This window comes from Isoptericola jiangsuensis (assembly GCF_002563715.1).
Taxonomy (GTDB): domain Bacteria; phylum Actinomycetota; class Actinomycetes; order Actinomycetales; family Cellulomonadaceae; genus Isoptericola; species Isoptericola jiangsuensis.
Window position 1 is genome coordinate 3163677 of record NZ_PDJJ01000001.1, and the last position, 22456, is coordinate 3186132.

Consider the following 22456-nt stretch of genomic DNA (forward strand, 5'->3'; position numbering starts at 1 on the left):
TCCTCCTCGTGCTCGCGGCGGCCGGGCGGACGCCGCTCCGTCCCCCCGGTAGGACGGCTCCCGGCACCAGGACTCATCGCCGCACGCCCGGCACCCCCTCCGACGGGGCGCCCGCGACCTCCGCGGCCAGGGCTCGGGCCTTGCGCGAGGCCGCCGCACCACCCGGTCGTGCCGCCAGGTCGGCGAGCCCGGGCCAGGTGGCCTGCTCCGCCGGGACCAGGCCCCGCCGGGCGGCCTCGCGCAGCACCGGGGCGTACTTCAGCGCGACGTCGAGGACCCGGTTGAGCCAGCGTGGCGGGCTCACGGCGTCCGCGGCGTGGCGCACCGGCTCCACGAGCAGCGGCCACAGCACCGGCAGCAGGTCCTCGTCGTCGTCGACCGCCTTGACCAAGCGGGCCGGGCTGACGTCCGGCGAGGCGAGCAGCGCCCGCACCGCCACGGTCACGGCCGCCGACCCCACGCGCTCGCGCAGGATCCCCCGCTGGTGGTAGGTGGACGCCGCGTCGTGGGCGAGCGTGGCGAGCACCACGGCCACCATCGACGTGGTGAGCGGTGGCACCGGACCCTTGCTGAGAGGCCGGTCCTCGCCGGTGCGCCAGTCCCGGTGCGCCGAGACGGCGAGCCGTCCCTCGGACGCGTCCCAGCGCAGCCACGCGTCCAGCGGGCGTGACGCGTCCGCGGCGGGCGACGTCGCGGCGCACTGGCCCTCGTGCTCGAGGTCGTGGAACCAGGCCTTCACCACCCGGTACGGACCGCCGGGATCATCAGGCAGGTCGAGGTCGACGGCGAGCATCCGACCCGGCACGTCAGGGTCGACCCAGCTCGCCACGACCCCCGCGCCGTCCACGACCGCGGGCAGGGTCCCGGCGCCGGCGGGCCAGACCTCCTCGAACGGCCGCGACGGCTCGGGCTCCGGCGCGGCGGGCGCCCCGGGGGAGGCCGGCGCCGGGAGGTCCGCGGCGACCGCGCGCGCGGCGACCACCGCCCGCGACGTCCCCGACCGGGCCGCGAGCGCCCGCGCACCCGGCAGGTCGAGCGCGCCGGTCCCCGCGTCCCCGGCCACGACGGCGGCACGCACCGCCGGGGCGAGCGCCTGCATCGTCTCGGCGACGGCGGCGGTGCCGGCGAGCAGCCTGGTTCCGCGCTGCGAGGTGACGAGCAGGTCGTCGAGCAGCGGCCAGACGACGGAGAGGAGGCCGTCCGCGGCGAGGTCGCGGCACACCGCGGCGAAGGCCGCCAGCCCGGTGGGCGTCTCCTGCCACGCGAGGAGCCCGACGTCCGCGACGCCGGGCCGCAGCAGCCCCCGCTCCCACGCCTCGGCCACAGCGGTCGCGCCGTCCACCGCGGCCGCGGGGTGCAGGTCGCGCTGCGCGGCGACCAGGTTGACCGCGAGGCCCGGGGTCAGCGGTGCCGAGCGGCGGGCCTGCTGGCGCAGCGCGATCTCGGCCCGGGGGTCGTCACTGCCCCACCACTCCCCCGTGGCGTCCCCCCAGGTGGGGAAGGCGGCCGCCTCGTGGCGGTCGTACCGGTCCGGGCGTCCGGTGCGGGCCGGCAGCGCGGCGAGCGCCGGGAGCGGCGTGGCCGGGAGGGGGTGCCAGCCGGCCCAGGGGATGCCGCGCACGAGCCCGGGCTCGCGGAACGGGTCGCGCAGCACGTCCCGCAGGAGAGGCCCCGCCGCCACCGGGAGCGGCTTGCCGTCCTGGCCCACGACGGGCACCGCGAGATCGCCGAGCACGGCGAGGACGTCGGCGTCCGCGAGCGCCGGGTCGACGCGGGTGGCCGCGAGCTGGAGGTCGGCCTCACTGACGGCCACCCCCGCGTCGGCGTACCGCCCCAGGCGGGTCACGAGGTCGGCCGGGTCGATCCGCAGGTCCACCCACGACGGCGTGGACAGCAGCACCGGCACCTCGCCGAGCCGGGCCACGACCTGCGCCTCGCGCGCCTCCAGCGGCTCCCACACGGTGACCCCCCAGCCCCGGAGCGCGTCGACGTCCGCGGGCAGGACCGTCCGCGTGTCCGCGAGCGGCGACGGCGTGCCGCGCACCCAGGACGGCACGCACCGCAGGCCGGCCACCCAGGTGTCCCGGACCCCGCCGAGCGCGGAGCGGGCGGCCTCGCGGTCCGCTCCGGCGACGGCGTTCGCCAGGGCGAGGAACCGTTCGACCTCGACGTCCACCACACCCTCGGGGTAGCCGGTGAGCACGGCGGCCGCGGCGGTGAGCGCCTCCGGGGTGGCCTCGCCCGTGTCGAAGCGCGGCGGCTCCCACACGGGCGGGGTGGGGAGCCAGCGGGCGGGCGCACCGTCCTCGCCCGCGTCGTCGTCCCCCGCGACGGTGAGGTCCCACGCCGCGACGAGCGCCGACGCCGCCCGGGCGAGCACGCGGTCCGGGCCGGCGGCGTGGGGCACCACGAGGGGCGCGACGACGTCGGCCGCCTCCGCGGGCGGGCGAGGACGCCCGGCCGCCGCCGTGAGCAGCAGCCGCAGCACCTTCTTCGTCCGGACCGGCAGCGTGACGAGCAGGACGTCCGCCAGCAGGTCGTCGGGCAACGTCCGCACCAGGCGCGGCCCGAACGCCTCGACCACCGGGCCGTCTCCGTGCGTGAGGATCGCGACCAGGACGTCGGTGCGGGCCACGAGCTCGTCGTCGGTGACGGCGAGCGGGCCGGTCAGCAGCCGCGCCCACACCTTGCGGTCGCCAGGGCGTTGCGCGGCGTCGAGCGCGGCGAGCGCCAGGTCGAGGGCTTCGGTGCGCTCGACCAGGTCCCGCTCCACCGCCGCCGCGAACACCGTGCCGAAAGGACCGGTCGCCGGGACGCCCGCCGCGACACCCGCGCGCAGGTGCTCGGGCAGCCGCCGCAGCACGACGTCGGGCTCGCACCAGCCCCGATCGTGCGGCTGGAGGTCTCCCCATTCCGGGAGGTCGTACCCGCGCAGTGCGCCCCGCGCGAAGACCGCCCAGTCCTTGAGGTATTCGACGTCCACCGGGACGTCGAGGTCGAGGGCGTCCACCACGCGCACGACGGCACCGGCGTGCATCGAGGTCGCGTGCTCCGCCCACCGGTCGGGACGGCGCGCGGCCTCGGCGACGAACCGGGCGGCGAACGCCCTCCCCCGCCCGGCGACGAGGCGGGCGACGACGTCGTCGTCACGGCTGGACAGGACCCGCACGGCCCGGCGGGCGTCCACCCCGACGCGCACCGCGAAGAGCGCGAGCAGCGACTCGTCCTTCCAGGTCAGTCCTCCCGGCGGGTCGTCCCGCCCCCATCGCTGCCAGTCCGCCGGCGCGAGCCCGTCGCGCGCGACGCGCTGCTGCTCGGGGGTGCCGAGCGGCAGGCTCTCCGCGTCGGCGGCCGAGGCGCCGCGCCAGCCGAGATCGGTGAACACGTCGATCGCGGCGAGCAGGCGCGCGCTGGTCATGCGGTGGTCTCCTGGACGTCGGTGCGGGGGGTGCGGTCGGACGAGGCGTCGAGACCGGTGGCGAGGACGTGGGCGCACGGGCCGCGGCCGGTCGGGTGCCGCAGGTACCAGGGGCACGTGCACGTGCCGCCGCGCCCGACGCGATGGTCGGGGCCGCCGGTGCGGCTGCGCACGGTCCACCCGTCCGCGGTGGCACGCACGGCGCCGTCGGCGACGAGACGCCGGGCGGCGACGAGGCGCGGGTTGTCGCGGTCGACGGCGGCGGGGTCGTGCGGGAGCTCCCGGTGGAACCAGGTGCCGTCGTGCACGTCCCAGCCGACGCGCCCGTCAGCCGCGAGCACGGCGAGCGCCGCCCGGACGCGGGACTCGTCGAGCCCGCCGTCGGAGGCCAGACGCGGCACGTCGATCACGGGCTCGAAGGCGAGCAGCGCGCTGACGAGGTCGCCGTCCTCGGCGACGGTCGGGCCCGCGAGCGCAGGCAGCAGCGCGCCCTCGCCGGAGTGGCCACGCCACGCGGACTCCGTCAGGCCCAGGACGAGCCGCGCGCCGGGCAGCGCGAGCTCCACCACCACCGGCCCGGCCTCCGGACCGCCGTGCACGGTGAGGCCCCGGACGTGCGGGAGGAGCCGCTTGGCGGCGCTGAGCCGGTGCAGTCCCGCGACGGGCACGCCGCCGGGCACCCTCCGGGGCGAGACCTGCACCGAGCCCCGCGCGGCGGCGATCCACACGGTGCGGTCGGTCGCGGTGGCAGCGGGCAGGCCCGCGACGAACGCCCGCGCCCCCGCGGCCCCGACCGTCAGCACCGGGGCGAGCCCGTGGTGGAGCTCGGCGACGTTCCCCAGCGCCCGCACCCACCGGGTGGGCATCTCGACCGGACGCTCGACGACGGTCCGGTCCGGGGCGGACACCGTCAGGCCGTCCCGACCGACCGCGACGTGCAGCAGCCGGTCCCGACCGACCCGCGCCAGGGCCGCCCGCGTCGTCGCGGCGATGTCGACGTTCGTGGTGCCGTGCCCGACCGCGCCGGCGTCGACGCCGTCGGGCAGCACGTCCAGGCGCGCGTAGACGCCGTTGCAGGCCGAGAAGCACTCCGCGCGGAGCCGGTCGCCGTGCGCGGTGAGCACCGGGTCGCGCAGCGACGACGGCGCGAACCGGACGTAGCGTGTCGCGGTGACGTCCGCGAGCGCCACGAGGCCGCGTGCCACCACCTGGGGGTGGGCGAGGAAGCCGCGGAAGAACGTGGGGTCGTCGTCGACGCCGTCGGGCGTGAGCGCCGGGGCGAGCCCCAGCGCCAGTGCGCCGGGCCGCTGGTGGGACGCTGTGCTGAACGCTCGGCTGGTCACGCCCGGGACACTAGGGGGACCGTCCGACAGCGCCCGTCGTCGAGCTCGCCCGCCCTGCTGCCCCGTCGGGGCGAGGGAACAGGTGCACCTGGCCGGGCGTTGCCGATCACGGGTGCCACGAGCACCCGTCCTGAGGAGGAAAGCGATGATCTTCGAGAACCTGTTCGGCAGCGGCAAGCAGACGATGGTCGCCCCCGAGGAGGCCCTGCCCGGCCGCCAGTCCCCGGTGCTGCCCGCGCCGCGCCCGCACACCGTGCTGGGCTCGTCGTTGACGGGCCCGTGGGCGCCCGGCACCCGGGTGCTGTACCTCGCGATGGGCTGTTTCTGGGGCGCCGAGGAGATCTACTGGCAGGTCCCGGGCGTGGTGAGCACCGCCGTCGGCTACATGGGCGGCACGACGCCGAACCCCACCTACGAGGAGGTGTGCTCGGCGCGCACGGGCCACACCGAGACGGCGCTGGTGGCGTACGACCCGTCGGTGGTGTCCGAGGAGGAGCTGCTGCGGATCTTCTGGGAGCGGCACGACCCGACCCAGGGCTTCCGGCAGGGCAACGACGTCGGCACCCAGTACCGCTCGGCGGTGTACTGGACGACGCCGGAGCAGGAGGAGGCCGTGAAGGCGACCGCCGCCCGCTACGGCGAGGTGCTGGCCGCGCGGGGCTACGACCCGATCACGACCGAGACGGCGCCCGCCGTCGAGGCCGGGCCGTTCTTCTATGCGGAGGACTACCACCAACAGTACCTGCAAAAGCACGTAAACGGCTATCGTTGCCACAGCACGACGGGGGTTCCGTTCCCCGGGTAGACAGAGAGGGTGCTCATGGCAGGCGCGAAGATCGACCGAGTCGCAATCTACGCGCGTCTGTCCAGGGCTACTGAGGAGTCTGTCAGCATCGAGCGGCAGATCGAGTCCGCCCGGAACTACGCGAAAGCGCGCGGCTGGACCGTCGTCCTGGAGGCGAAGGACGACGGCGTCAGCGCCACCCGGAACAAGCCCGAGGACCGGCGCGGCTGGCAAGAGGTGCTTCACTCGCCCGAGGACTACCAGGCAGTCATCGTCTGGAAGATCGACCGGCTCGCGCGGAGGGTTCTCGATTTCCTCCACGCTGACGAAGAACTCCAGAAGCGGGGCGCCGCCCTCGTGGCAGTCGACCAGCCGATCGATATGACCTCGCCCGAAGGTCGCGGGTTCACACAGATGCTCGCGATCTTCGGCGAGATGGAGGCCGCGGCTATCGCGGCGCGCGTCACGGCGGCTCGGCGGACGCTCCTCAACTCTGGGCGCCGAGTCGGTGGACGCCCCCCGTTCGGCTACATGAACATCGAGAATCCCGACGGCCCCGGCGTGATCCTCGCGCAAGACCCCGCAACGATCGACTTCGTCCGTCAGGCGGCGGCCCGCGCCGCCGAGGGCGCCTCGCCCTACTCGATCGCCCGGTGGCTGGAGGCCTCCGGCGTCCGTCCGCGCCCTCGCCGAGTCCGGGACGCCGAGGGCAACCTCTCGGAGAAGCCCGTCGCCGCTGACTTCTGGCACGAAGCATCCGTGGACGCCTTTCTTCGGGCGCCCGCACTGGCGGGGCTGACGCCCTACTCCCCCGGTCGGAAGCCGAAGATGACGAAGAACTCGAAGGACTACGTCGTCCAGGACGTCCTTCGCGGCTCCAACGGCCTGCCGGTCGTGGACGAGTCCATCGCGATCATGACCCCGGCCGAGCGCCGGGCGATGCTTGCGACGATGGACTCCGCCAAGCGTCCCGGCGCGAGGACGCACGGCAACGCCGAGCCCGCGTTGCTCTACGGGCTCGCCCGGTGCGACGGGTGCGGGAGTCTCCTGCACCGCGCGTCGTCCAGCGGGGGCTATACGACCTACCGGTGCTCCGATGCTGGCAAGCGGTGCCCGACGCGGGTGTCGATCAGCCGCCCTGCGCTGGAGGAGCATGTCGTCGCCGAAGTTATTCGGGTGGCGGGTGAACTCCCGGTGACGTTCGCCGAGGTGACCGCCCGTGAAGAACCGTCCCAACGCGCTGAGGTCGAGGCGGCAATCACGGATACCCTCACAGCACTTGGTCAGGTCGATGACCTAGAGCAGGAGGAGCAACTCAACGCGCGACTCCGGCGCCTGAAGGCAGCACGCCGTGAGGCGCGGTCGAAGCCCGATCACGCCGAGGTCACCCTCCACGAGACGGGAGAGACCTTCGCCGAGGTTCTCGACCGGGTCAAGGACGTCGAGGAGCGCCGCCGCATCCTGGGAGCGGCGATCAGCACCGTCACGGTGCGGCCCCCGCTCCGGCGCTCGAACAAGTTCGACCCTGACCGCGTCACGATCGAATGGGACACCGCCGAGAGCATGGACGCCGACCTCCAGATGCAGGTCGACTGAGCAACCTCTCTCTGCCCGCCCGCCCTCGGGCGCCGCGTAGCGCCGAGGAGGCCCCGTCCGTGGGCGCCGATGTACCGAAGGGCTGCACTCTCTAGGTCTGTGTTCTAGAGCCGCTCTGCTCTACTACAGACCTAGAGAGTGCAGCCCTTCCGTACATCGCCCTCCAGAAAACCCCCTCCAGGCATTCAGGTATCCCAGCCCGCGCCCGGCGCCTCCTGCCCCTGCGTGAGGCCCTGTCCAAGGCCGGACGGCCAACTCCCTGGCCGTCCGCCCTTCGTCGCTCTACGCGATTGTCTGTGATTTCTTGGGGCATACCACGCCGAGGCCCTCGCGCCGGGCGCTTCCCGCTTTCACCTCTGCAACCCTGAGTGTCGTTCTTGACTGCATTCCTATATTGAGTTCTAAGGCGACTCTTTCACTCTAGTGCGCCCTGTTGCCCCTTGCCCCCTCTATTTCCAGCACCTATTTACTACACTGCCAGTTCACGCCGGAGAGGGCTCCGCCCTCGTCGTCCGGCCGGTAGGCCGTTTAGACACTCCCAGAGCCCTCCCCTGGGGCCTCCGGCCCGGACGGGGCGCCCGCCGCGCCACCCGCTAAAGGAACCCAGGGGGCACCGGGGCAACACTCGGCCGCGAGCCGCGCACTCCTTCAGCGTCACAACGGGGCACCCGGCCCCGCCCGATCGTCTGGAGTCCCTCGTGCCCGACTTCCTCCCGCCCGTCCCGCTGCCGATCATCCGTTCGATCCTCGCCCTTCCCGACGAGGTCACCCGCCTCGACGCGGTCGTCCACGGGATCGCCCAGGGCTTCGACACCTTCCCGCTGACGACGCCTCTGCCTGCCGACGGGCTCCTCGCGGCCTGCCACGACGGGGACCTCGCCGCGCTGCCCGCGATTGTGAAGAAGGAGTCCCATGCCGACCCGCGGGCGCACCGGGCCGGGCTCCTGCCCCGCCGCCCTCTGGCGGCCGACCTCGCCGCGCGGGGCGTGACCTACTTCCGGGGCAACTTCCACATGAACGGCGACCACCTCGACCGGTACGACCTCGGCGAGGTCGCGGCCGAAGTCCTGCGGGACTGCGCCGCGGCGGTCGACCTCACGCCCTGGGGCGCGCTTCACGAGTTCCGCGCCCTCCTCGACGTCTTCGACTACGACGGCGACCCCACCCTCGCGTCCCTCGCCCAGAGACTGAAGGACGCGGAGCGCACCGCTGCCCGGCGCCCGGGAGCCGTGAGTCCTGCGGAGTCCGCCGACCAGGCCCACGCCCTGCGTCGCACCGCGGACGACGTCCAGGCCTCCCGTCGCGTGATGGGCACCCTCGCCGAGATGCTTCACGGCCCTTTGACGGTCTCGACCCCGCCCGACGACGACCCCGCGGGCGAGGCCGCCCTCGCGTGGCTCGGGTTGCACGATGCCGAGTTGAAGATCGTCCGCCCCGACCTCGGCCGCATGTATGCGGCGGCCGGTTCTCCCGGCGCCCTGGCCCTGCCCGAGTTGTACGGGGCCGCCGCCGAGCGGTGGGGCCTCCCGACCAAGGTGCAGGGCATTTACGTCTTCCGCCCGGCGCGCGCCTTGAAGTGAGGGTCTCAGGAAGCGCCCTGCGCACTGTATCTGTAGGACGAGTTCACACTCGCCCCGCGTGCGGTGCGTCGCCTTCATCGACTCCCGCGCATTGAATCGCCGCGGCTCCTCCGGTTCGTGATCGGAAGTTGAAGCCCGGTAGGCCCCTGGGGCCGTTTCGCTATGAAGGAGCGAAGCGGCTCCGGGGGCTTTTTTTGTTTGCGTCGAATCGTCGCCCGTGCCCGGCGCTGGACGATTCCGCCCGCTATTCACGACGCCGGACCCTCCGGCGAGATTGGAGATGCCGCTTTGGCATCGCACACCTTCAACGGCACAGAGAACGTCGGAGACGCCCTGCCGACCCTTCTCCCCGTCCTTCGCGATCTCCGAGACCTGCGGGCCTCGGCCGAGGAGGCCCGCTGGACGCCTCCGTCCCGCGCTCGCTCGCGCGAGGACGCCGAGGGCCGCCGCCCTTCCGGTGGCCGCCGCTCGGACCCGACGGCCGCGGCGGCGCTGGACGACCGACGTCTCGCCCTGTCGTCGGCCTGCACGAAGGCCGACGCCACGATGCGGGCGGCGACGACGGCGATCCTCGACGCCTACTCGGACCTCGCGAAGGCCTTCACGGATTACGCGGAGTGCGACCTCCCCAGCGTCCACATGGCCCGCGCCTCGGCGACCTCGGATCCCGACGCTCGCGCCGCTCACATGCGGGCCTTCGCGGCCTCGGCGGGCATCCCGATGGGAGTCTTCGCGTGATGCGCCACCGGTTCGTGTCCTACGTCGCCTATGTCGACGGGGTCCGCCAGGTCCGCACGGTGGCCCGCGACCAGCGTTCCGCGAGGACCGCGGCCGGGCCGATCGTCCCGCGCGCTCCCCGCGTGGCCCTGTGGGACGTGCCTTCCCAGCGTGAGGGCCGCGCCCGCGGCCTGGAGCCCGCCGACGTCGTCGCCGAGCACGTCGGCCCCCGCGCCCTTCCGACCTTCTCTTCCTTCACCCGATAGGACCCCGCCTCATGCCCACGAAGAAGCTCGCCCCCTCGTCCCTGCACTCCCTCGCCGACCTCCTGCCCACGACGGGCCGGTTCACGGTCGCCGTCCGTCTCGGCCCGGAGTCCCTGCGCGAGGCCCGCGCAAATGACGGCCCGCGCCGCGCGCACCTGCGCAACGTCCCGCCCGCGTTCGTCTCCGGCGCTCTGGCGGCCGACGGGACCACTAAGGCCCTCGCGGCCCTGGCCGAGGCCCGTGCCGCCTCCAGTGCCGCGCACGACGCCCTTCGCACGGCCACCTCGGCGCGCGCGGCCCTGCCCGGCGATTCCACGCCGGGCGAGGTCGAGGAGGCCGAGGTCGCCAAGCGGGATGCAACCCGCGCCCTGGCCGCCGCCCAGCGCGTCACGACCGCCGCCGAGGTGGCCGCCGTGACCGCGATCTACGACGTGCCCGAGGACCTCGCGGCCCGTCGCCGCGAGGCCTACGCGACCGCCCGCACGGTGGCCGTGCTCCAGGCGCGCGAAGCGCTGGTCTCGCTCACCGAGTCCCTCTCGATGATCGCGGCCGACGACTACGTGAACCCGGCGTCCGACGCCTCGCGCGTCATCCTCGCCGACCGTCCTGCCGGGTCGGAGCACCTGCACGCGATCACCGAGTTCGTCGCGGGCTTGAAGACCGAGGACGAGGAGGAGGCCCGATGAGCGCGCCCGCCCTCCAGGTGCAGGCCTTCGCGGCGGCCGTCGTGGCCGCGCGCGAAGCCGAGCACGACCGAGCCGAGCGGGCGGCCCTCGGCGAGTCCCTCACGGCCGAGGACCACGCCGACGTCGCCGCGTCTGCCCGCCGTCCCCGCTGGTCCTAGTTCGTCCGCCGTCGTCGTCGGACCTCGCCGTCCGGCGACGACGGCCCCCTCGGGGGAGCCCCGGCCCTCGACTTCTACCCCCGAGAGGGCATGGCGCCTAGCCCCAAGCGTCCGCATGACGCCCCGCCCCCCAATGACCCGCCCAAGGAGGCGCCCGTGAGCACGACACCCGCCCCCGACGGTTGGGCCTTTCCCGAGGAGTGGAGCGCTGAGGCGCTCGAAATGGCGGCCGAGGTCCTCGCCCAGAGAGCCGACCTCTCCGGCGCCGAGGTCGCCCTCCTCGAAAATGCCGGCTGGCTCCTGACGCAAGCCTCGATCGCGTTCGACGTCGCCAAGCGGCACGCCTTCGAGTCCACGACGGACCGCGGCGCGATCACCCTGCACCCCGGCCTCGCCGAGGCCCGCCAAGCCCGCCTCGCCGCGAACGCCGCCCTCCACAAACTCGTCCCGCACGACTCCGGCGCCGCCGCTGGGACGATCGCGGGCGCGTCCCTGGCTCGGCGCCGCTGGAGCCCACGTTGAGACGCCTCACGCCGTCGGCGCCCGCCCGCCCGACGGTCGAGGTCCGCGGCCCGGACGGCCCCGTCACGGTGCCCGCCCCGCACGGCTGGACGGCCGGGACGGTGTCCCTCGCCGATGCCGCCGCGGCGGCCGACGACATCGTCGCCGCCCTTGGCTGGCCGCCGTCCTACCGGAGCCGCGTCCTGACCGCCGTGGCCGCCTGGGACGACCCGAGCCCCGGCGTCCCGCGCCTGTCCCGCGAGTCCCTGGCCGCCCGCCTGGCGACCGACTGACCACACCCTCCGCGCCGCCCTTCCCGGCGTGGCCTTGACCTTTGAGGAGCCCACAAACGATGACCACGACCACGACGCAAGCCCGCGACCTGATCGACCGTCTCGACGCCGAGAGGGCGCCAGGCGGACGTCTCGACATTGCCGAGAGGTACGCCTACTCCGGCGACACCGACCTCCCGTACATGCCGCGCCAGGCCCGCCGCGAGTACCGCGAACTCGCCAAGTCCAGCCGGGAACACCGTGTACCTGCCGTTCTCGGCGCCCTGACGGCCCCGCTGCGCGTCGTCGGATTCCGTTCCACCGGCGCGACGGACAACCTCTCCCCGTGGGACAACTGGCAAGCAAATGGCTTGGACGCCCGCGCGGACGGAGTCCACATGGACGCTCTCGCTGCGGGGGTGTCCTACGTTCGCGTCACGCCGTCGAACCAGCCGGGTCGCGCGGCGATCACACCGTGCCGCTTCGACTCGGTCCTCGCCGACTACGCCAACCTCAACGGCAAAGACACCGACTGGCCCACGATCGCCCTGCACTACATCGGGACGACCGTGGACACCTTCGGGACGTCCCGCCGCGTGTTCGACGTCTGGGACGCCGAGAGCCGGACCCGATTCACCGAGACCGACCGGACCGACAACGTCGGGGGCCTGGTCGCGTCTGAGCCCGTGGAGCACGGCCTCGGCGTCGTGCCGATGGTGCGCTTCCGTGAGCGCTGGAGCCCGTCGGGGTCGCCCGGCCTCGCCTCGGTGCTGAAGAACCCGGCCGACCGCCTCAACCGCGCCCTCCTCGCGTGGGAGGTGGCGATTCAGTACGCCTCCTTCCGCCAGCGGTGGGCGACCGGTCTCGTGATCCCGGAAGACGACGAGACCGGCGAGCCCGTGGAGCCGTTCGAGTCGGCTGTCGATCGCCTCTGGGTCTCGGACTCCCCGGACGCGAAGTTCGGTGACTTCGCCCAGACGGACACGTCGGGCATGAGGGCCGCGGTCGAAGACGCGCGCACGGCCCTCGCGGTCCTTGCTGGCGTCCAGCCGGGCTTGGTCGAGGGTCTCGACGTGGCCGGGGCCAAGACCGGCGCCGCCGCGACGTCGTCGTCGCTCATGGACCGGCGCCTCCGCGCGCTCTCGGCGTCGTTCGGCGAGTCGTGGGAGCAGGTCCTGAGACTCGCTGCCCAGATCACGGGAGACACCGAGGCCGCCGCCGACACGTCGGCGCGGGTCGTGTTCGAGGTGATCGAAGCCGAGTCCGTCCAGGCGACCGTGACCGCCCTCGCGACGGCCGTCGGCTCGCTCGGTCTGCCTCCGGAGGCGACGTGGCCCTCGCTGGTCGCGGTCATCCCCGGCGCCTCCGCGAACGACGTCGAGACGTGGAAGGCGCTGGCCCGTGACCGTGACGGCCGCGCCGGGCTCGCCGTCGACTACGTCGTCGGCGCCGAGGAGCCCGCGGTCGAGGCCGAGCCCGCGGTCGCCGCGTGACGCCCGAGGAGGGGGCCGCGTGGGAGGCCCTGCGGGTGTCCGTCGCGGCGCGCTCCTCGCGCGTTGGGTCGGCCTTGGAGGGGCTCTGGTCGGGCCGGATGACGCCGGGGACGCTGACCGCCTCGGCGACCCGCTCCGCGTTCCTCGGCGACGTGCTCGCGCTGGTCCGTGAGGCCTACGGCGCGAACTCCCTGGAGGCCCTGGAGGCCTACCGGATCGCCCGCGCCGCGGCGGGCCTCGGCCCGCTGCCCGCGACCCTCGACCGGCCCGCCTCGGCGAACCCTGACCGCGTCCTGGAGTCGGTCGAGGGCATCGTGACGGCGCGCCTGGACGCCGAGGACACCCCGACGCTGCGGACGGCCGAGCAGGCCCTCGCGGCCGTCTCGGCGCGCGCCGTGAGCCTCGCGGCCTACGGCTCCTCAGACCAGATCATTCGGACAGTGGCCCGCGACCGGGACGCCGTCGGCTGGGAGCGGTACGACGACGTCGGCGAAACGTGCTCGCGTTGTCTTCTACTTCTGGCGAGAGGTCCGGTCTACTCGGCGACGTCGTCGTCCTTCGCCCGGCACCCACACTGCACCTGCGGAGCCCGCGCGGTCTTCACGGACCGCGGCCCGAGCCCGGAGGCGCGGGAGGCCTATGGCTTCTATGCCGCCGTCCAGCGCGGCGAGTTCCGCTACCCCGAAGGGCACCGCCTGGAGGGCGAGCGCCTCTCGTTCCGCGCGGCCCTCGCGGCGCAACGGGCGGGCACTCTGGAGTCCTTCCGCGCCTCGGCGTGATGCCGAGCGAAAGAAGTTGGGGCAACGGGGCAACACTCGCGACGTCGCCGCGTACTGCCTGAGCATGAACAACAACACCGACCCCGCCGCCCCGACGACCGCCTCCGCCGTTCCGTTCACGGAGCACGGCGAGGTCCGCGTCGACTCGGCCCGCCTCCTGATCGTGGACCCGGCCTACCTCCCGGCCGACCTCGTGGAGCGCCTCACGACGCCGAACGCCTACGGCGTCTCACCCGCCCTCATGCTCTGCACCCCGAGCGTCGACGGCTGGCACGACGTCTGGAGCGACCCGGAGGAGTCCGCCGAGCACGGCATGGCGACGCTCCACATCACCGCCCCGAGCGTGAGGCTCGGCGAGGTCTTCCACCTCACGGACATGCACCACTGACGCACGAGAAGGCCCCGACCCTCAAGTGAGGGCCGGGGCCTTCGGGCGTTGTGGGTCAGGGATCATGAGCCGAGGAGCCCCTGAATGGCGGCGGTGGCACTCGACGCGACGAGAGGGATACCGTCCCCGGCCGCGACGTTCGCTGAGAACTGCAAGACCCAGTCGGAGGCCTTCTGTCTCCACGCGCTGCGGTGCGGCTCTGGGACCACCTCTGCCGTGAGGGACGTAGTCCCGATGAACTCGGCAACGAGTGGTCCGGCCTGATCTGCCCGACCGTTCTCCACCGCCTCACGAATCGCAGCGAGGAGCCCCAGGAGGTGCAAGCGGAGTGAGTCCCTGATTTCCTCTGCGCCCTTGATGAAGTCCTCTGCGTCTGTGATCGCAGCCTCGACCTTCTCGATCGATTCCGGACCCAACTGGACTGAGCCGCCAGCAACGTCGGTCGTGATCGCAAGGGACCGAAGTAGCCTGAGGTCGCCAGCCCCGACTACCGCACGCGAGATGGTCGCCACGTTCGACCAACCCTCATCTATCGAGTAGATGGACTCTGCCCAACGAGTCAGGGCCTCCTCAAAGTCCGCCACGTCGTGACCTCGGGCGCGAAGCCTGACGATGTCCTGTTCGACCAAGGAGAGGAGGTGTGTAGCGCGCTTCATCTCCTCGTGGAGCGTCGAGTCCTTCCCTGCCGCGACACTGCGCCGATGGTCGATCGCGTCGACACGAGCCGGAATCGTCCACTCGTCCAACATGACGGCGAGTTCGCGTGCAGGGTTCTTCATGACGCGAAAGTACCGGAAAGTGTCGTCAGAAGGGCGCCTGAGTCTTCTTCGACCGGCGTGTCACGCAACCGTCGCGCGACGGTGGAGGCATGGCATCCAAAGGCCGCCCCAACCTCGCGCAACGTGGCGCCCGCGGACCTCATGGCCTGCATCGCGGCGAGTGTGTCCTCGACCTCGATGGGCTCCTCCTCGGCGTCGTCTGCAACGTCGTCGGCGACGAATGCAACGTCCGGCGCAACGGGCTCCTCCTCGGCTGCAACGTCCACATCCTCGGCCGTACCCGGCGCAAGGAGCGCCGCGAGGGTGTGCGTCGCCACGAGGACCACGACGGGCGCGAGTCCGACGACGAGCACGCCGACCGCCACGCGCGCTGCCTCGGGAACGTGCGCGCCGAGGCCGTGCGCTGTATTGGCTGCCACGCTGACGACGGCGAGGACGCCGAGCGCGCACCATTCGACGCCCGCGCCGCGCCCCTGCCCTCGGCGCACGAGTGCGGCGAGGCTGAAGGCGAGCGCGCCGCCGTCCGTGAGGACGGGGACGCACCATGCGAGGCGGCCATCCACGCCCGCCCAACCGGCGACCGCAACGAGCGCGGACGCCGAGAGGGCGAAGGACGCGACGGCGACGACGCCGACGAGCGCGGCGACCGTCCAGACGACGGCGGGGGCGGGTCGGTTCACGATGGGGCTCCTCACGGGTTGACGATCACGGGGCGGTGCGTGGAGTAGAGGGCGGTGCGCCGAGCCGACTCGATCGAGGCGCGGATCGAGGCCCGTGCGGAGGCGACGACAGCAGGCCGGGAGGCGGCCCGCTCGGCGGCCTCCTCGGCCTCGCGGCGGCGGGCACGCTCGGCGCGCTCCTCGGCGGCCTTGGCGGCCCGCTCGGCGGCCGTGCGGTGGCCGCTGGCGCGTCCGGCGCGGAGACGGGCGCCGAGCCATGCCCACGGGTCACGGGCGTCCTGCGCGGCCCACACGCGGCCCGTGCCGCCCGCCTCGGCGATCGCGAGCACGTCGCCCGCGGTGGCACCCTCGACGGCCGGACCGAGCGCCCGGACGAGGACGTCGGCCAACCCGCCAACATGGCGACCGACCGGGGCGAGGTGAGGCGCCCGTCGGGCGACCTCGGCCGTGAGCCGCTGGAGTCGGATGCTCCTCGGCGCGGTCTGGGTCTTCGCGGAGCGCTTCGCCCCGGCGCGTCGCGCCTTGGGGGTGTTCTCATTACCCGAGGACCCCTCACGGCTAAAGCCGGAGGGGTGGGCGGACACGGCGCCGCCGGTCAGAGCCCACACCGAGGCGGCGCGGATGCCCCGCGCGCCGACGTCCCGCCGCTCCGCCCTCTCGGCGCGCGTCAGGTGACGGCCCTTGAACACCTCGACGGCGAGGCCCTCGGCCGCGAGCCACGCCCGTGCCCGGCGCACGGTCCGATCGGTTACGCCCGCCCGCTCGGCGGCCGTGTCGACGCCGAGGGCGACCCCGCGGCCGGTACGCCCGTCCGCGGCCTCGGCGAGGACCCGCGCGACGGCGAGGGCGCCCGCGGTGGCCCCGCGAGCCTCGACCTCGGCGAGCCACTCCCGCCGCCCGGCCCACACCGGGACGCGGCTGTAGGCCCCCGCCTCGACCATGTCGTGCCATGCCCGACGACGCCCCCGACGGGACGCCGAAGGGCGGCCGGCCTCCGAGTTGGAGACGGGCCGACCCCCGCGGTTCACGCGGCGATGAGCGAGCCGTTGAGGACCGCGGCACCGAGGCGCACGCGATCTACGACGACGGCGAACACACGGGCTCGTTCGGCGGCATCTCGGAGCGTGAGCCCCGTAGGTCGCGCCTCCTCGATCCTCGCGAGGTGGAGGAGGACGCGGCCGTGGAGGACGCCCGACACCGAGGCCGTAGCGGCCTCCTCGACGTCGACCTCGCCGCGGGCGATGAGGGCCTCGGCCTCGGCGACCTCAACCGCGAGGTCCTCGACCGGCTCCGAGTCGACCTCGACGTCGTGCTCGGCCTGCCAGGCGGCGATCGTCTCGACGGCGGCCTCGACCTCGGCGGCGCCGGTCTCCGTCGGGCTGTACGCGGTCGCGCCGCAGATCAGGCAGGCGACCCGGTAGTCGTCCCGGCGCGCGGTGGTGGTGTGCGGGCACTCGCCGCTCTCCGCGCCGGACCAGTAGAAGAACGTGCAGGTACGCTGGAGCATGTCGGGAATCCCCCCGGCCGTGCCCCCGACCGGTGCCAGCCGGTGCGGGGGTTTCTACGTGTTCCGACTACGCGGAACACCTGACACGGCCAGCAGTACCTGTCGGCGGCGAAGAACCCGCACGGCTACCGCTGCCACGCCACCACCGGGGTGCCCTACCCCGCGTGACGGAGCACGACGAGGCCCCGCGACACCGTCCGGTGTCGCGGGGCCTCGTGCGTGGTGCGGGTCGCCCGCGTCAGGCCGCGACGGTGAAACGACGGCGACGGTGCGCCGGCTGCTCCAGCTCGTCGACGAGCGCGACGGCGAAGTCCGCACCGGAGATGGCGGAGGTGCCGTCCTCGGCGGCGAGCAGCACGTCGCCGCCGGTGCGGTAGCTGCCGGTGCGCTCCCCGGGGGCGTAGGCGCCGAACACGGCGGGCGGGCTGAGGTAGAACCAGTCCAGGCCCTCCGGGGCGGACCGCAGGTCCTCGAGGACGGCGGTGAACTCCTGCGCCTCCGCCTTGTAGGCGTCGGGGAACTCGGGGCCGTCGACGAGGCGCGGGCCGCCGGGCGCGACCTGCAGCGAGCCGGCGCCGCCGACGACGGCGAGGCGCACGTCGCGCCCGGTCGCCAGCTCGGCGAGACGCGCATAGGCGGGGCGCACCTGCCCGGCCATGTCGCCGCGCGGCGAGACGGTGGCCACGACGACGTCCGCGCCGTCGAGCGCGGTGGTCAGGTCGGCGTCGTCGAGCACGGACCCGGTCGTGTAGCGGACGCCGTCCACCTGCTCGGTCGGCAGGGACCGGCTCAGGGACGTGACGTCGTGCCCGCGGGACGCCGCCTCCCGGACGATGTGCTCGCCGGCGAAGCCGGTCCCGCCGATCACCACGATGCGTGCCATGGGTTTCTCACTCTCTCGTCGAGGGTCACTCTCCATTGGAGAGTGGCTTACCGTCGGCTACCATAGGCGGGTCGACCGCGTTCCGCAAGGAGGTGTCACCGTGACCCCGATCCCCTTCGACCCGTACCTCAAGGACTGCCCCAGCCGCACCGTCCTCGACCGCGTCGCCGACCGCTGGACCGTGCTCGTCGTCGGCGCCCTCGCCGACGGACCCCAGCGGTTCACCGCGCTCGCGCAGCAGGTGGGAGGCGTCTCCCAGAAGATGCTCACCCAGACCCTGCGCGGCCTGGAGCGCGACGGACTCGTGCGCCGCACCGTGCACGCCGAGGTCCCGCCCCGCGTCGAGTACGACCTCACCGACGCCGGCCGCGACGTCCTCGGCCCCCTGCGCGCCCTGGAACGCTGGACCCTCGACCACTCCGCCGCCGTCCTCGCCGCCCGCGACGCGTACGACACCGCGCACGCCCCCACCGCCTGACGGTCGGGTCGCCCACCTCGACCCCCGGCACGCAGCCGCTGCCGCGCTGCGATTCCTCACCGATGAACGTCCGACGGGCGAGAATCCGCAGCGCCGACGACGCGCGCCGCCGCGCTTCCTCACCCATGAGCCGCTGATGCGTGAGAAACCGCCGCCTGGCGAGCCACCGCTAGGTTCCGGTCCATGAGAATCGACGTCCTCGCGGTCCTGCTCGTCGTCGTGACCGCCGTGCTCCTGGGCGCAGGGCACCGCAGCCTCGCAGCGGGCACCACACGGTCGGTCGCGACCGGCGCGCTCCTGCTGGCGGTCGGCGTGATCGCCGGGTTCGCCGCCGTGCTGACCGTCGCCGCGCTGCCCGTCTGGTAGTCGCGCGGCGCCGTCGTCGACCCGGGACACCGCCGACACGCGTGGTGCTCGGGCAGGACCGGTACCGCAGCGCCACGATGGGGGGATGCTGCTCGCCGAGCTCGTCCGCACCCACACCGCCGTCGCCGCGACGCGCTCGCGGCTGACCAAGCGGGCCGAGCTCGCCGCGGCACTGCGGGCGGCCGCCGGTCGCAGCGACGAGCGTCCCGGGGCCGCCGCCCCGGGGCACGGCGGAGCGGGCGACGGTGACGCGGGGGCCGACTCCCCGGACACGGCGGACGTCGTCGGCGACGACGTGGAGATCGTCGCGTCGTACCTGTCCGGGCGGCTGCGGCAGCGCCGCACGGGGGTGGGCTGGCGCTCGCTCGCCGACCTGCCGCCCGCGGCCGCGGACCCGGTGCTCACGCCCCGTGACGTCGACGACGCCCTGGAGGCCGTGTCCCGGCTGTCCGGCCCGGGCTCGGCGACGGCGCGCGCAGCCGCGGTCGCCGACCTGTTCGGGCTGGCGACGGCGGACGAGCAGCGGTTCCTGCGCGGCCTCGTGCTGGGCGAGCTGCGCCAGGGCGCCCTGGACTCGCTCCTGCTCGACGCCGTCGCCGACGCCGCGGGCGTGCCCGCGACCCTCGTGCGCCGCGCGGCCATGTTCAGCGCCGAGTCCGGGCCGATCGCCCGCGCCGCGCTCACCGGCGGCGCGCCCGCGCTCGAACGGTTCGGCCTGGAGGTCGGGCGGCCGGTGCGACCCATGCTCGCGTCGTCCGCGCCGGACGTCGCGGCCGCCGTCGAGAAGCTCGGCGGCGGGCAGGTCGTCGCGGACGTCAAGCTCGACGGCATCCGCGTGCAGGTGCACAAGCGGGACGACGACGTCCGCGTGCTCACCCGCTCCCTCGACGACGTCACCGACCGGCTGCCCGAGATCGTCGACCTCGTCCGCACGCTCGACGTCGGCGCGGCCGTGCTCGACGGCGAGGCCCTCGCCCTCGACGACGCGGGCCGCCCCCGCCCCTTCCAGGAGACGGCGTCCCGGGCAGGGACCCACGACGTCGCCGAGGTCGCGGCCGCCGTGCCGCTGACCGTGCGGTTCTTCGACGTCCTGCACGCCGACGGCGTCGACCTGATCGACGCCCCCACCGCCGAACGCCTCGCCACCCTCGACCGGGTCGCCCCCGCCGGGGTCACCGTCCCGCGCCTCGTCACCGACGACGTCGCCGCGGTGTCCCGGTTCTTCACCGGCGCCGTCGCCGACGGCTACGAGGGACTCGTCCTCAAGGACCCCGCCGCCCCGTACGCGGCCGGACGCCGCGGGACCGCCTGGGTCAAGGTCAAGCCGCGTCACACCCTCGACCTCGTCGTGCTCGCCGTCGAGCGCGGCTCCGGCCGCCGTCAGGGCACCCTGTCGAACATCCACCTCGGCGCCCGCGACGGCGACTCCTTCGTGCTGCTCGGCAAGACGTTCAAGGGCATGACCGACGAGATGCTCGCCTGGCAGACCGAGCGGTTCCGGGAGCTGGAGACCGCCGACGACGGCTGGGTCGTCACCGTCCGCCCCGAGCAGGTCGTCGAGATCGCGTTCGACGGCGTCCAGCGTTCCACCCGCTACCCGGGCGGCGTCGCGCTGCGGTTCGCGCGCGTGCTGCGCTACCGCGACGACAAGCCCGCCGCCGAGGCCGACACGATCGACACCGTGCGCGGCCACCTGCCCTGACGCCGCCCCGCCGGGTGTCGAGCGTCTCTGAAAGTCCGGCATGGAGCGCGGATGCCGGACTTTCAGAGACGCTCGACGCGCGGTGTCTGTCGGTCAGCGGCGCCCGCGCCCCCCGGACCTGCCGCCCTTGCCGCCCTTCGGGCCGCGCCCGGACCCCTTGCCGCCCGGCGTGCCGCCCTTGCGGGGGCCGCCGCGACCGGCCTGGCCGCGCGAGGACCCGCCCTTCGACGCGCCGCCTGCCCCGGCGCGCGCCCCTCGGCCCTTGGTGTCGCGGGACTTCTTCTCCGCGGGTGCCTCGGCGGCGCGCGGCCCGCGCGAGCTGTTCGCGGTGCGGCCCCGCACGATGCCCACGAGCTCCTGGACGAGGTCGTCGTCCCGGTCGCGCGACCACACGAGACCCACGGGGGCGAGGGGCGCGTCGTCGATGAGCCGGTGCACGACGTCCTTGCGGTGGTGCAGGCGGGCCAACGACATCGGCACCACGGTGATGCCGGACCCGTTCGCCGTCCACGCCACGGCCTCGGCCGTGGTCGACGGCGCCGGGGTCACGAGGGTGCCCGAGCCGTCGTCGTACACCTCCGGGGCGCGGCCGGGGCGCGGCTCGTCACCGCCGAACAGGACGTCGTCGGCCGCCACCCACACCACGTCCTCGGCGAGGTCGGCCGCGGCGACGTGCTCGTCCTCCTCCGTCGCGGCGAGCAGGTGGTCCTTCGACACGACGACGACCGGCACCTCCTCGTACAGGCGGATCGCGTGGAAGTCGTCGGCGTCGACGGGCAGGCGCCCCAGCGCGGCGTCGACGTCACCGGTCCGCAGCGCGGCCTCGACGGCCGCGGCCTCGACCTGGACCAGCTCGAGCCGGACGTCGGGGACGCGGTCCCGCCAGGTCCGTGCCCACTTCCCCGGGGTCGCGCCGGGCACGTACCCCCAGCGGAACACCGGGCGGCCGTCGTCGGGCTCCTCGGGCAGCTCGTCGTCGGGATCGACGTCGGGCCAGCCCTCGGGGACGTCCGCCGCCTCGTCGTCGCGCTCATCGTCGCGCTCGGTGTCGACCGCGGAGCCGTCCGCGCCGTCGGCGTCACGCTCGGCGTCGACCGCGGAGCCGTCCGCGCCGTCGGCGGGCCCGGCGTCCTCGGGCGTCACGTCGTCCGGGGTCCGGTCAGGCGTGCCGTCCGGCACCGTGTCGTCGCTCACGCGACCAGGCTACGTGTCGGCGGCAGGGGCCTGCCGCGTCTACCCTGGGCTCATGGCCGGAACCCCCTACTCCCAGCAGGTGCTCAAGCCGACGAACGCGGCGAAGCGGCTCGGCGTCTACCTGCCCGCCACTCCCCCGGAGTTTCAGGAGAAGGGGATCACGCGCGCGGAGCTCGAGCAGCTCGAGGAGAACCCGCCGCAGTGGCTCGCCGACCTGCGTCGCAACGGGCCGCACCCGCGTCCCGTGGTGGCCGGGCGCCTCGGCATCTCCATCGCCGGTCTGGCGCGCGGCGGCATCACCGACCCGCTGACCACCGAGGAGATCGACGCCCTGCGCGACGAGCCGCCGGCCTGGCTGGTCCGCGAGCGCGAGACGGCCGCGAAGGTCCGCGCCGAGGAGGACCGCATCGCGGCGGAGCGCACGCCCCGCGACTGACGGTGGTGGTTCGTCGTCCGGACCGAGGTCCTGGGCGCTCGAATGAATCGGTCGCTTCGCTCCCTCTGCTCTCGCGACCAGGACCTCGGTCCGGACGACGACGCTTCGGTCTACTGCTGGCCGACGCGGTCGGTGTGCCCGAGGGCGAGGTCGGGGGCGACGGCGTCCCGCACGGCCTTCTTCAGCGGCGGGATCTCCGGGAACCCGCCCTGCTCCTTGCGGTCCCACAGCAGCACGGGTTCGCTGCCGGGCGTGGTGACGAGCTCGACGCGGAACACCCCGCCGGTGCCGGGGACGAGCGCGACCTCGCCGAGCCGGGTGCGGAACGTCTGGAGGAGCTCCTGGGCGACCCAGGCGGCGCGCATCAGCCAGCGGCACTGCGTGCAGTAGGTGATGGTCACGCGGGCGTCCGACGACGTGGCTTCGTCCATGCGCCCAGACTACGGTCGT

Annotated in this window: 25 protein-coding genes; 16 read left to right on the top strand and 9 right to left on the bottom strand. The window is 74.2% G+C overall.

The window, feature by feature from the left end; translation table 11 throughout:
- Positions 1-73: 73 nt before the first annotated feature.
- Together ATJ88_RS14255 and ATJ88_RS14260 are read right to left on the bottom strand one after the other, a co-directional pair.
- Entirely contained in the window at positions 74-3418 is a 3345-nt protein-coding gene (locus tag ATJ88_RS14255; protein ID WP_098464393.1) for a hypothetical protein, read from the bottom strand.
- Positions 3415-4761: an SWIM zinc finger family protein gene (locus tag ATJ88_RS14260; RefSeq protein WP_245852449.1), complete on the bottom strand. Its 1347-nt coding sequence runs from the start codon at positions 4759-4761 to the stop codon at positions 3415-3417. The genes ATJ88_RS14255 and ATJ88_RS14260 overlap by 4 nt, the downstream gene beginning before the upstream one ends.
- A gap of 145 nt (positions 4762-4906) precedes the next feature.
- Here ATJ88_RS14260 and msrA point away from each other — a divergent pair, with 145 nt between their 5' ends.
- The 12 genes from msrA to ATJ88_RS14315 all read left to right on the top strand — a co-directional run bounded on the left by msrA (position 4907) and on the right by ATJ88_RS14315 (position 13981).
- A complete protein-coding gene (msrA, locus tag ATJ88_RS14265) occupies positions 4907-5566 on the top strand; it encodes a peptide-methionine (S)-S-oxide reductase MsrA (protein ID WP_098464394.1) in 660 nt (219 codons plus the stop codon).
- A 15-nt stretch (positions 5567-5581) separates the two neighbouring features.
- Positions 5582-7141: a recombinase family protein gene (locus tag ATJ88_RS14270; protein WP_141538695.1), complete on the top strand. Its 1560-nt coding sequence runs from the start codon at positions 5582-5584 to the stop codon at positions 7139-7141.
- A gap of 698 nt (positions 7142-7839) precedes the next feature.
- On the top strand, positions 7840-8721 hold the full coding sequence (locus ATJ88_RS14275; RefSeq protein WP_098464396.1) for a hypothetical protein: 882 nt from the start codon (positions 7840-7842) through the stop codon (positions 8719-8721).
- 162 nt (positions 8722-8883) lie between these two features.
- A complete protein-coding gene (locus tag ATJ88_RS14280) occupies positions 8884-9459 on the top strand; it encodes a DUF7169 domain-containing protein (protein ID WP_141538696.1) in 576 nt (191 codons plus the stop codon).
- A complete protein-coding gene (locus tag ATJ88_RS14285; protein ID WP_141538697.1) occupies positions 9459-9704 on the top strand; it encodes a hypothetical protein in 246 nt (81 codons plus the stop codon). The genes ATJ88_RS14280 and ATJ88_RS14285 overlap by 1 nt, the downstream gene beginning before the upstream one ends.
- Positions 9705-9715: 11 nt before the next feature.
- The gene (locus ATJ88_RS14290) at positions 9716-10390 is read left to right on the top strand and encodes a hypothetical protein (RefSeq protein ID WP_098464399.1); all 675 of its coding nucleotides are present in this window, start codon (positions 9716-9718) and stop codon (positions 10388-10390) included.
- Positions 10387-10548 (top strand): hypothetical protein, encoded by a 162-nt coding sequence (locus tag ATJ88_RS18400; protein ID WP_170023642.1) that lies wholly within the window; start codon positions 10387-10389, stop codon positions 10546-10548. Before ATJ88_RS14290 ends, ATJ88_RS18400 begins: the two co-directional genes overlap by 4 nt.
- Before the next feature lie 156 nt (positions 10549-10704).
- Positions 10705-11070 (top strand): hypothetical protein, encoded by a 366-nt coding sequence (locus ATJ88_RS14295; protein ID WP_098464400.1) that lies wholly within the window; start codon positions 10705-10707, stop codon positions 11068-11070.
- Positions 11067-11342, top strand: a complete 276-nt coding sequence (locus tag ATJ88_RS14300) for a hypothetical protein (RefSeq protein WP_098464401.1) — start codon at positions 11067-11069, stop codon at positions 11340-11342. The genes ATJ88_RS14295 and ATJ88_RS14300 overlap by 4 nt, the downstream gene beginning before the upstream one ends.
- Positions 11343-11401: 59 nt before the next feature.
- Positions 11402-12814: a phage portal protein gene (locus ATJ88_RS14305; protein WP_098464402.1), complete on the top strand. Its 1413-nt coding sequence runs from the start codon at positions 11402-11404 to the stop codon at positions 12812-12814.
- Positions 12811-13593: a VG15 protein gene (locus ATJ88_RS14310; RefSeq protein WP_098464403.1), complete on the top strand. Its 783-nt coding sequence runs from the start codon at positions 12811-12813 to the stop codon at positions 13591-13593. The genes ATJ88_RS14305 and ATJ88_RS14310 overlap by 4 nt, the downstream gene beginning before the upstream one ends.
- Before the next feature lie 64 nt (positions 13594-13657).
- The gene (locus ATJ88_RS14315; protein ID WP_098464404.1) at positions 13658-13981 is read left to right on the top strand and encodes a hypothetical protein; all 324 of its coding nucleotides are present in this window, start codon (positions 13658-13660) and stop codon (positions 13979-13981) included.
- Positions 13982-14043: 62 nt separating this feature from the next.
- On the opposite strand, the gene ATJ88_RS14320 is transcribed toward ATJ88_RS14315, so the two are convergent.
- The 5 genes from ATJ88_RS14320 to ATJ88_RS14335 all read right to left on the bottom strand — a co-directional run bounded on the left by ATJ88_RS14320 (position 14044) and on the right by ATJ88_RS14335 (position 17830).
- Positions 14044-14760 carry a hypothetical protein gene (locus ATJ88_RS14320; RefSeq protein ID WP_098464405.1) on the bottom strand — a complete coding sequence of 239 codons (717 nt, stop codon included), beginning with the start codon at positions 14758-14760 and terminating at the stop codon, positions 14044-14046.
- Positions 14757-15440, bottom strand: a complete 684-nt coding sequence (locus ATJ88_RS14325) for a helix-turn-helix domain-containing protein (RefSeq protein WP_170023644.1) — start codon at positions 15438-15440, stop codon at positions 14757-14759. Before ATJ88_RS14325 ends, ATJ88_RS14320 begins: the two co-directional genes overlap by 4 nt.
- A gap of 11 nt (positions 15441-15451) precedes the next feature.
- Positions 15452-16381 (bottom strand): hypothetical protein, encoded by a 930-nt coding sequence (locus ATJ88_RS18405; RefSeq protein WP_170023646.1) that lies wholly within the window; start codon positions 16379-16381, stop codon positions 15452-15454.
- An 83-nt stretch (positions 16382-16464) separates the two neighbouring features.
- On the bottom strand, positions 16465-16947 hold the full coding sequence (locus ATJ88_RS14330) for a hypothetical protein (protein WP_098464407.1): 483 nt from the start codon (positions 16945-16947) through the stop codon (positions 16465-16467).
- A gap of 238 nt (positions 16948-17185) precedes the next feature.
- Complete coding sequence (locus ATJ88_RS14335) at positions 17186-17830, bottom strand: NAD(P)-dependent oxidoreductase (RefSeq protein ID WP_098464408.1); 645 nt, start codon at positions 17828-17830, stop codon at positions 17186-17188.
- 100 nt (positions 17831-17930) lie between these two features.
- Here ATJ88_RS14335 and ATJ88_RS14340 point away from each other — a divergent pair, with 100 nt between their 5' ends.
- From ATJ88_RS14340 to ATJ88_RS14350, 3 genes are all read left to right on the top strand, one after another.
- Entirely contained in the window at positions 17931-18308 is a 378-nt protein-coding gene (locus ATJ88_RS14340; RefSeq protein WP_098464409.1) for a winged helix-turn-helix transcriptional regulator, read from the top strand.
- 183 nt (positions 18309-18491) lie between these two features.
- Positions 18492-18674: a hypothetical protein gene (locus ATJ88_RS14345; protein WP_098464410.1), complete on the top strand. Its 183-nt coding sequence runs from the start codon at positions 18492-18494 to the stop codon at positions 18672-18674.
- An 85-nt stretch (positions 18675-18759) separates the two neighbouring features.
- The gene (locus ATJ88_RS14350; RefSeq protein WP_098464411.1) at positions 18760-20376 is read left to right on the top strand and encodes an ATP-dependent DNA ligase; all 1617 of its coding nucleotides are present in this window, start codon (positions 18760-18762) and stop codon (positions 20374-20376) included.
- A gap of 93 nt (positions 20377-20469) precedes the next feature.
- On the opposite strand, the gene ATJ88_RS14355 is transcribed toward ATJ88_RS14350, so the two are convergent.
- Complete coding sequence (locus tag ATJ88_RS14355) at positions 20470-21570, bottom strand: LysR family substrate-binding domain-containing protein (protein ID WP_245852451.1); 1101 nt, start codon at positions 21568-21570, stop codon at positions 20470-20472.
- 52 nt (positions 21571-21622) lie between these two features.
- Here ATJ88_RS14355 and ATJ88_RS14360 point away from each other — a divergent pair, with 52 nt between their 5' ends.
- Positions 21623-22006 carry a DUF5997 family protein gene (locus ATJ88_RS14360; protein ID WP_098464412.1) on the top strand — a complete coding sequence of 128 codons (384 nt, stop codon included), beginning with the start codon at positions 21623-21625 and terminating at the stop codon, positions 22004-22006.
- 110 nt (positions 22007-22116) lie between these two features.
- Here the strand turns inward: ATJ88_RS14360 and ATJ88_RS14365 are convergent, their stop codons facing one another.
- Positions 22117-22437, bottom strand: coding sequence for an Rdx family protein (locus ATJ88_RS14365; RefSeq protein ID WP_098464413.1), 321 nt, complete (start codon positions 22435-22437; stop codon positions 22117-22119).
- Positions 22438-22456: the final 19 nt, after the last annotated feature.

What these genes read in the sequence shown, in the direction of transcription:
- ATJ88_RS14255 (WP_098464393.1), bottom strand. Translation starts at nt 3,418, where the DNA reads ATGACCAGCGCGCGCCTGCTCGCCGCGATCGACGTGTTCACCGATCTC.
- msrA (WP_098464394.1), top strand. Translation starts at nt 4,907, where the DNA reads ATGATCTTCGAGAACCTGTTCGGCAGCGGCAAGCAGACGATGGTCGCC.
- ATJ88_RS14270 (WP_141538695.1), top strand. Translation starts at nt 5,582, where the DNA reads ATGGCAGGCGCGAAGATCGACCGAGTCGCAATCTACGCGCGTCTGTCC.
- ATJ88_RS14280 (WP_141538696.1), top strand. Translation starts at nt 8,884, where the DNA reads ATGAAGGAGCGAAGCGGCTCCGGGGGCTTTTTTTGTTTGCGTCGAATC.
- ATJ88_RS14285 (WP_141538697.1), top strand. Translation starts at nt 9,459, where the DNA reads ATGCGCCACCGGTTCGTGTCCTACGTCGCCTATGTCGACGGGGTCCGC.
- ATJ88_RS14290 (WP_098464399.1), top strand. Translation starts at nt 9,716, where the DNA reads ATGCCCACGAAGAAGCTCGCCCCCTCGTCCCTGCACTCCCTCGCCGAC.
- ATJ88_RS18400 (WP_170023642.1), top strand. Translation starts at nt 10,387, where the DNA reads ATGAGCGCGCCCGCCCTCCAGGTGCAGGCCTTCGCGGCGGCCGTCGTG.
- ATJ88_RS14305 (WP_098464402.1), top strand. Translation starts at nt 11,402, where the DNA reads ATGACCACGACCACGACGCAAGCCCGCGACCTGATCGACCGTCTCGAC.
- ATJ88_RS14315 (WP_098464404.1), top strand. Translation starts at nt 13,658, where the DNA reads ATGAACAACAACACCGACCCCGCCGCCCCGACGACCGCCTCCGCCGTT.
- ATJ88_RS14320 (WP_098464405.1), bottom strand. Translation starts at nt 14,760, where the DNA reads ATGAAGAACCCTGCACGCGAACTCGCCGTCATGTTGGACGAGTGGACG.
- ATJ88_RS18405 (WP_170023646.1), bottom strand. Translation starts at nt 16,381, where the DNA reads ATGGTCGAGGCGGGGGCCTACAGCCGCGTCCCGGTGTGGGCCGGGCGG.
- ATJ88_RS14330 (WP_098464407.1), bottom strand. Translation starts at nt 16,947, where the DNA reads ATGCTCCAGCGTACCTGCACGTTCTTCTACTGGTCCGGCGCGGAGAGC.
- ATJ88_RS14335 (WP_098464408.1), bottom strand. Translation starts at nt 17,830, where the DNA reads ATGGCACGCATCGTGGTGATCGGCGGGACCGGCTTCGCCGGCGAGCAC.
- ATJ88_RS14345 (WP_098464410.1), top strand. Translation starts at nt 18,492, where the DNA reads ATGAGAATCGACGTCCTCGCGGTCCTGCTCGTCGTCGTGACCGCCGTG.
- ATJ88_RS14350 (WP_098464411.1), top strand. Translation starts at nt 18,760, where the DNA reads ATGCTGCTCGCCGAGCTCGTCCGCACCCACACCGCCGTCGCCGCGACG.
- ATJ88_RS14360 (WP_098464412.1), top strand. Translation starts at nt 21,623, where the DNA reads ATGGCCGGAACCCCCTACTCCCAGCAGGTGCTCAAGCCGACGAACGCG.
- ATJ88_RS14365 (WP_098464413.1), bottom strand. Translation starts at nt 22,437, where the DNA reads ATGGACGAAGCCACGTCGTCGGACGCCCGCGTGACCATCACCTACTGC.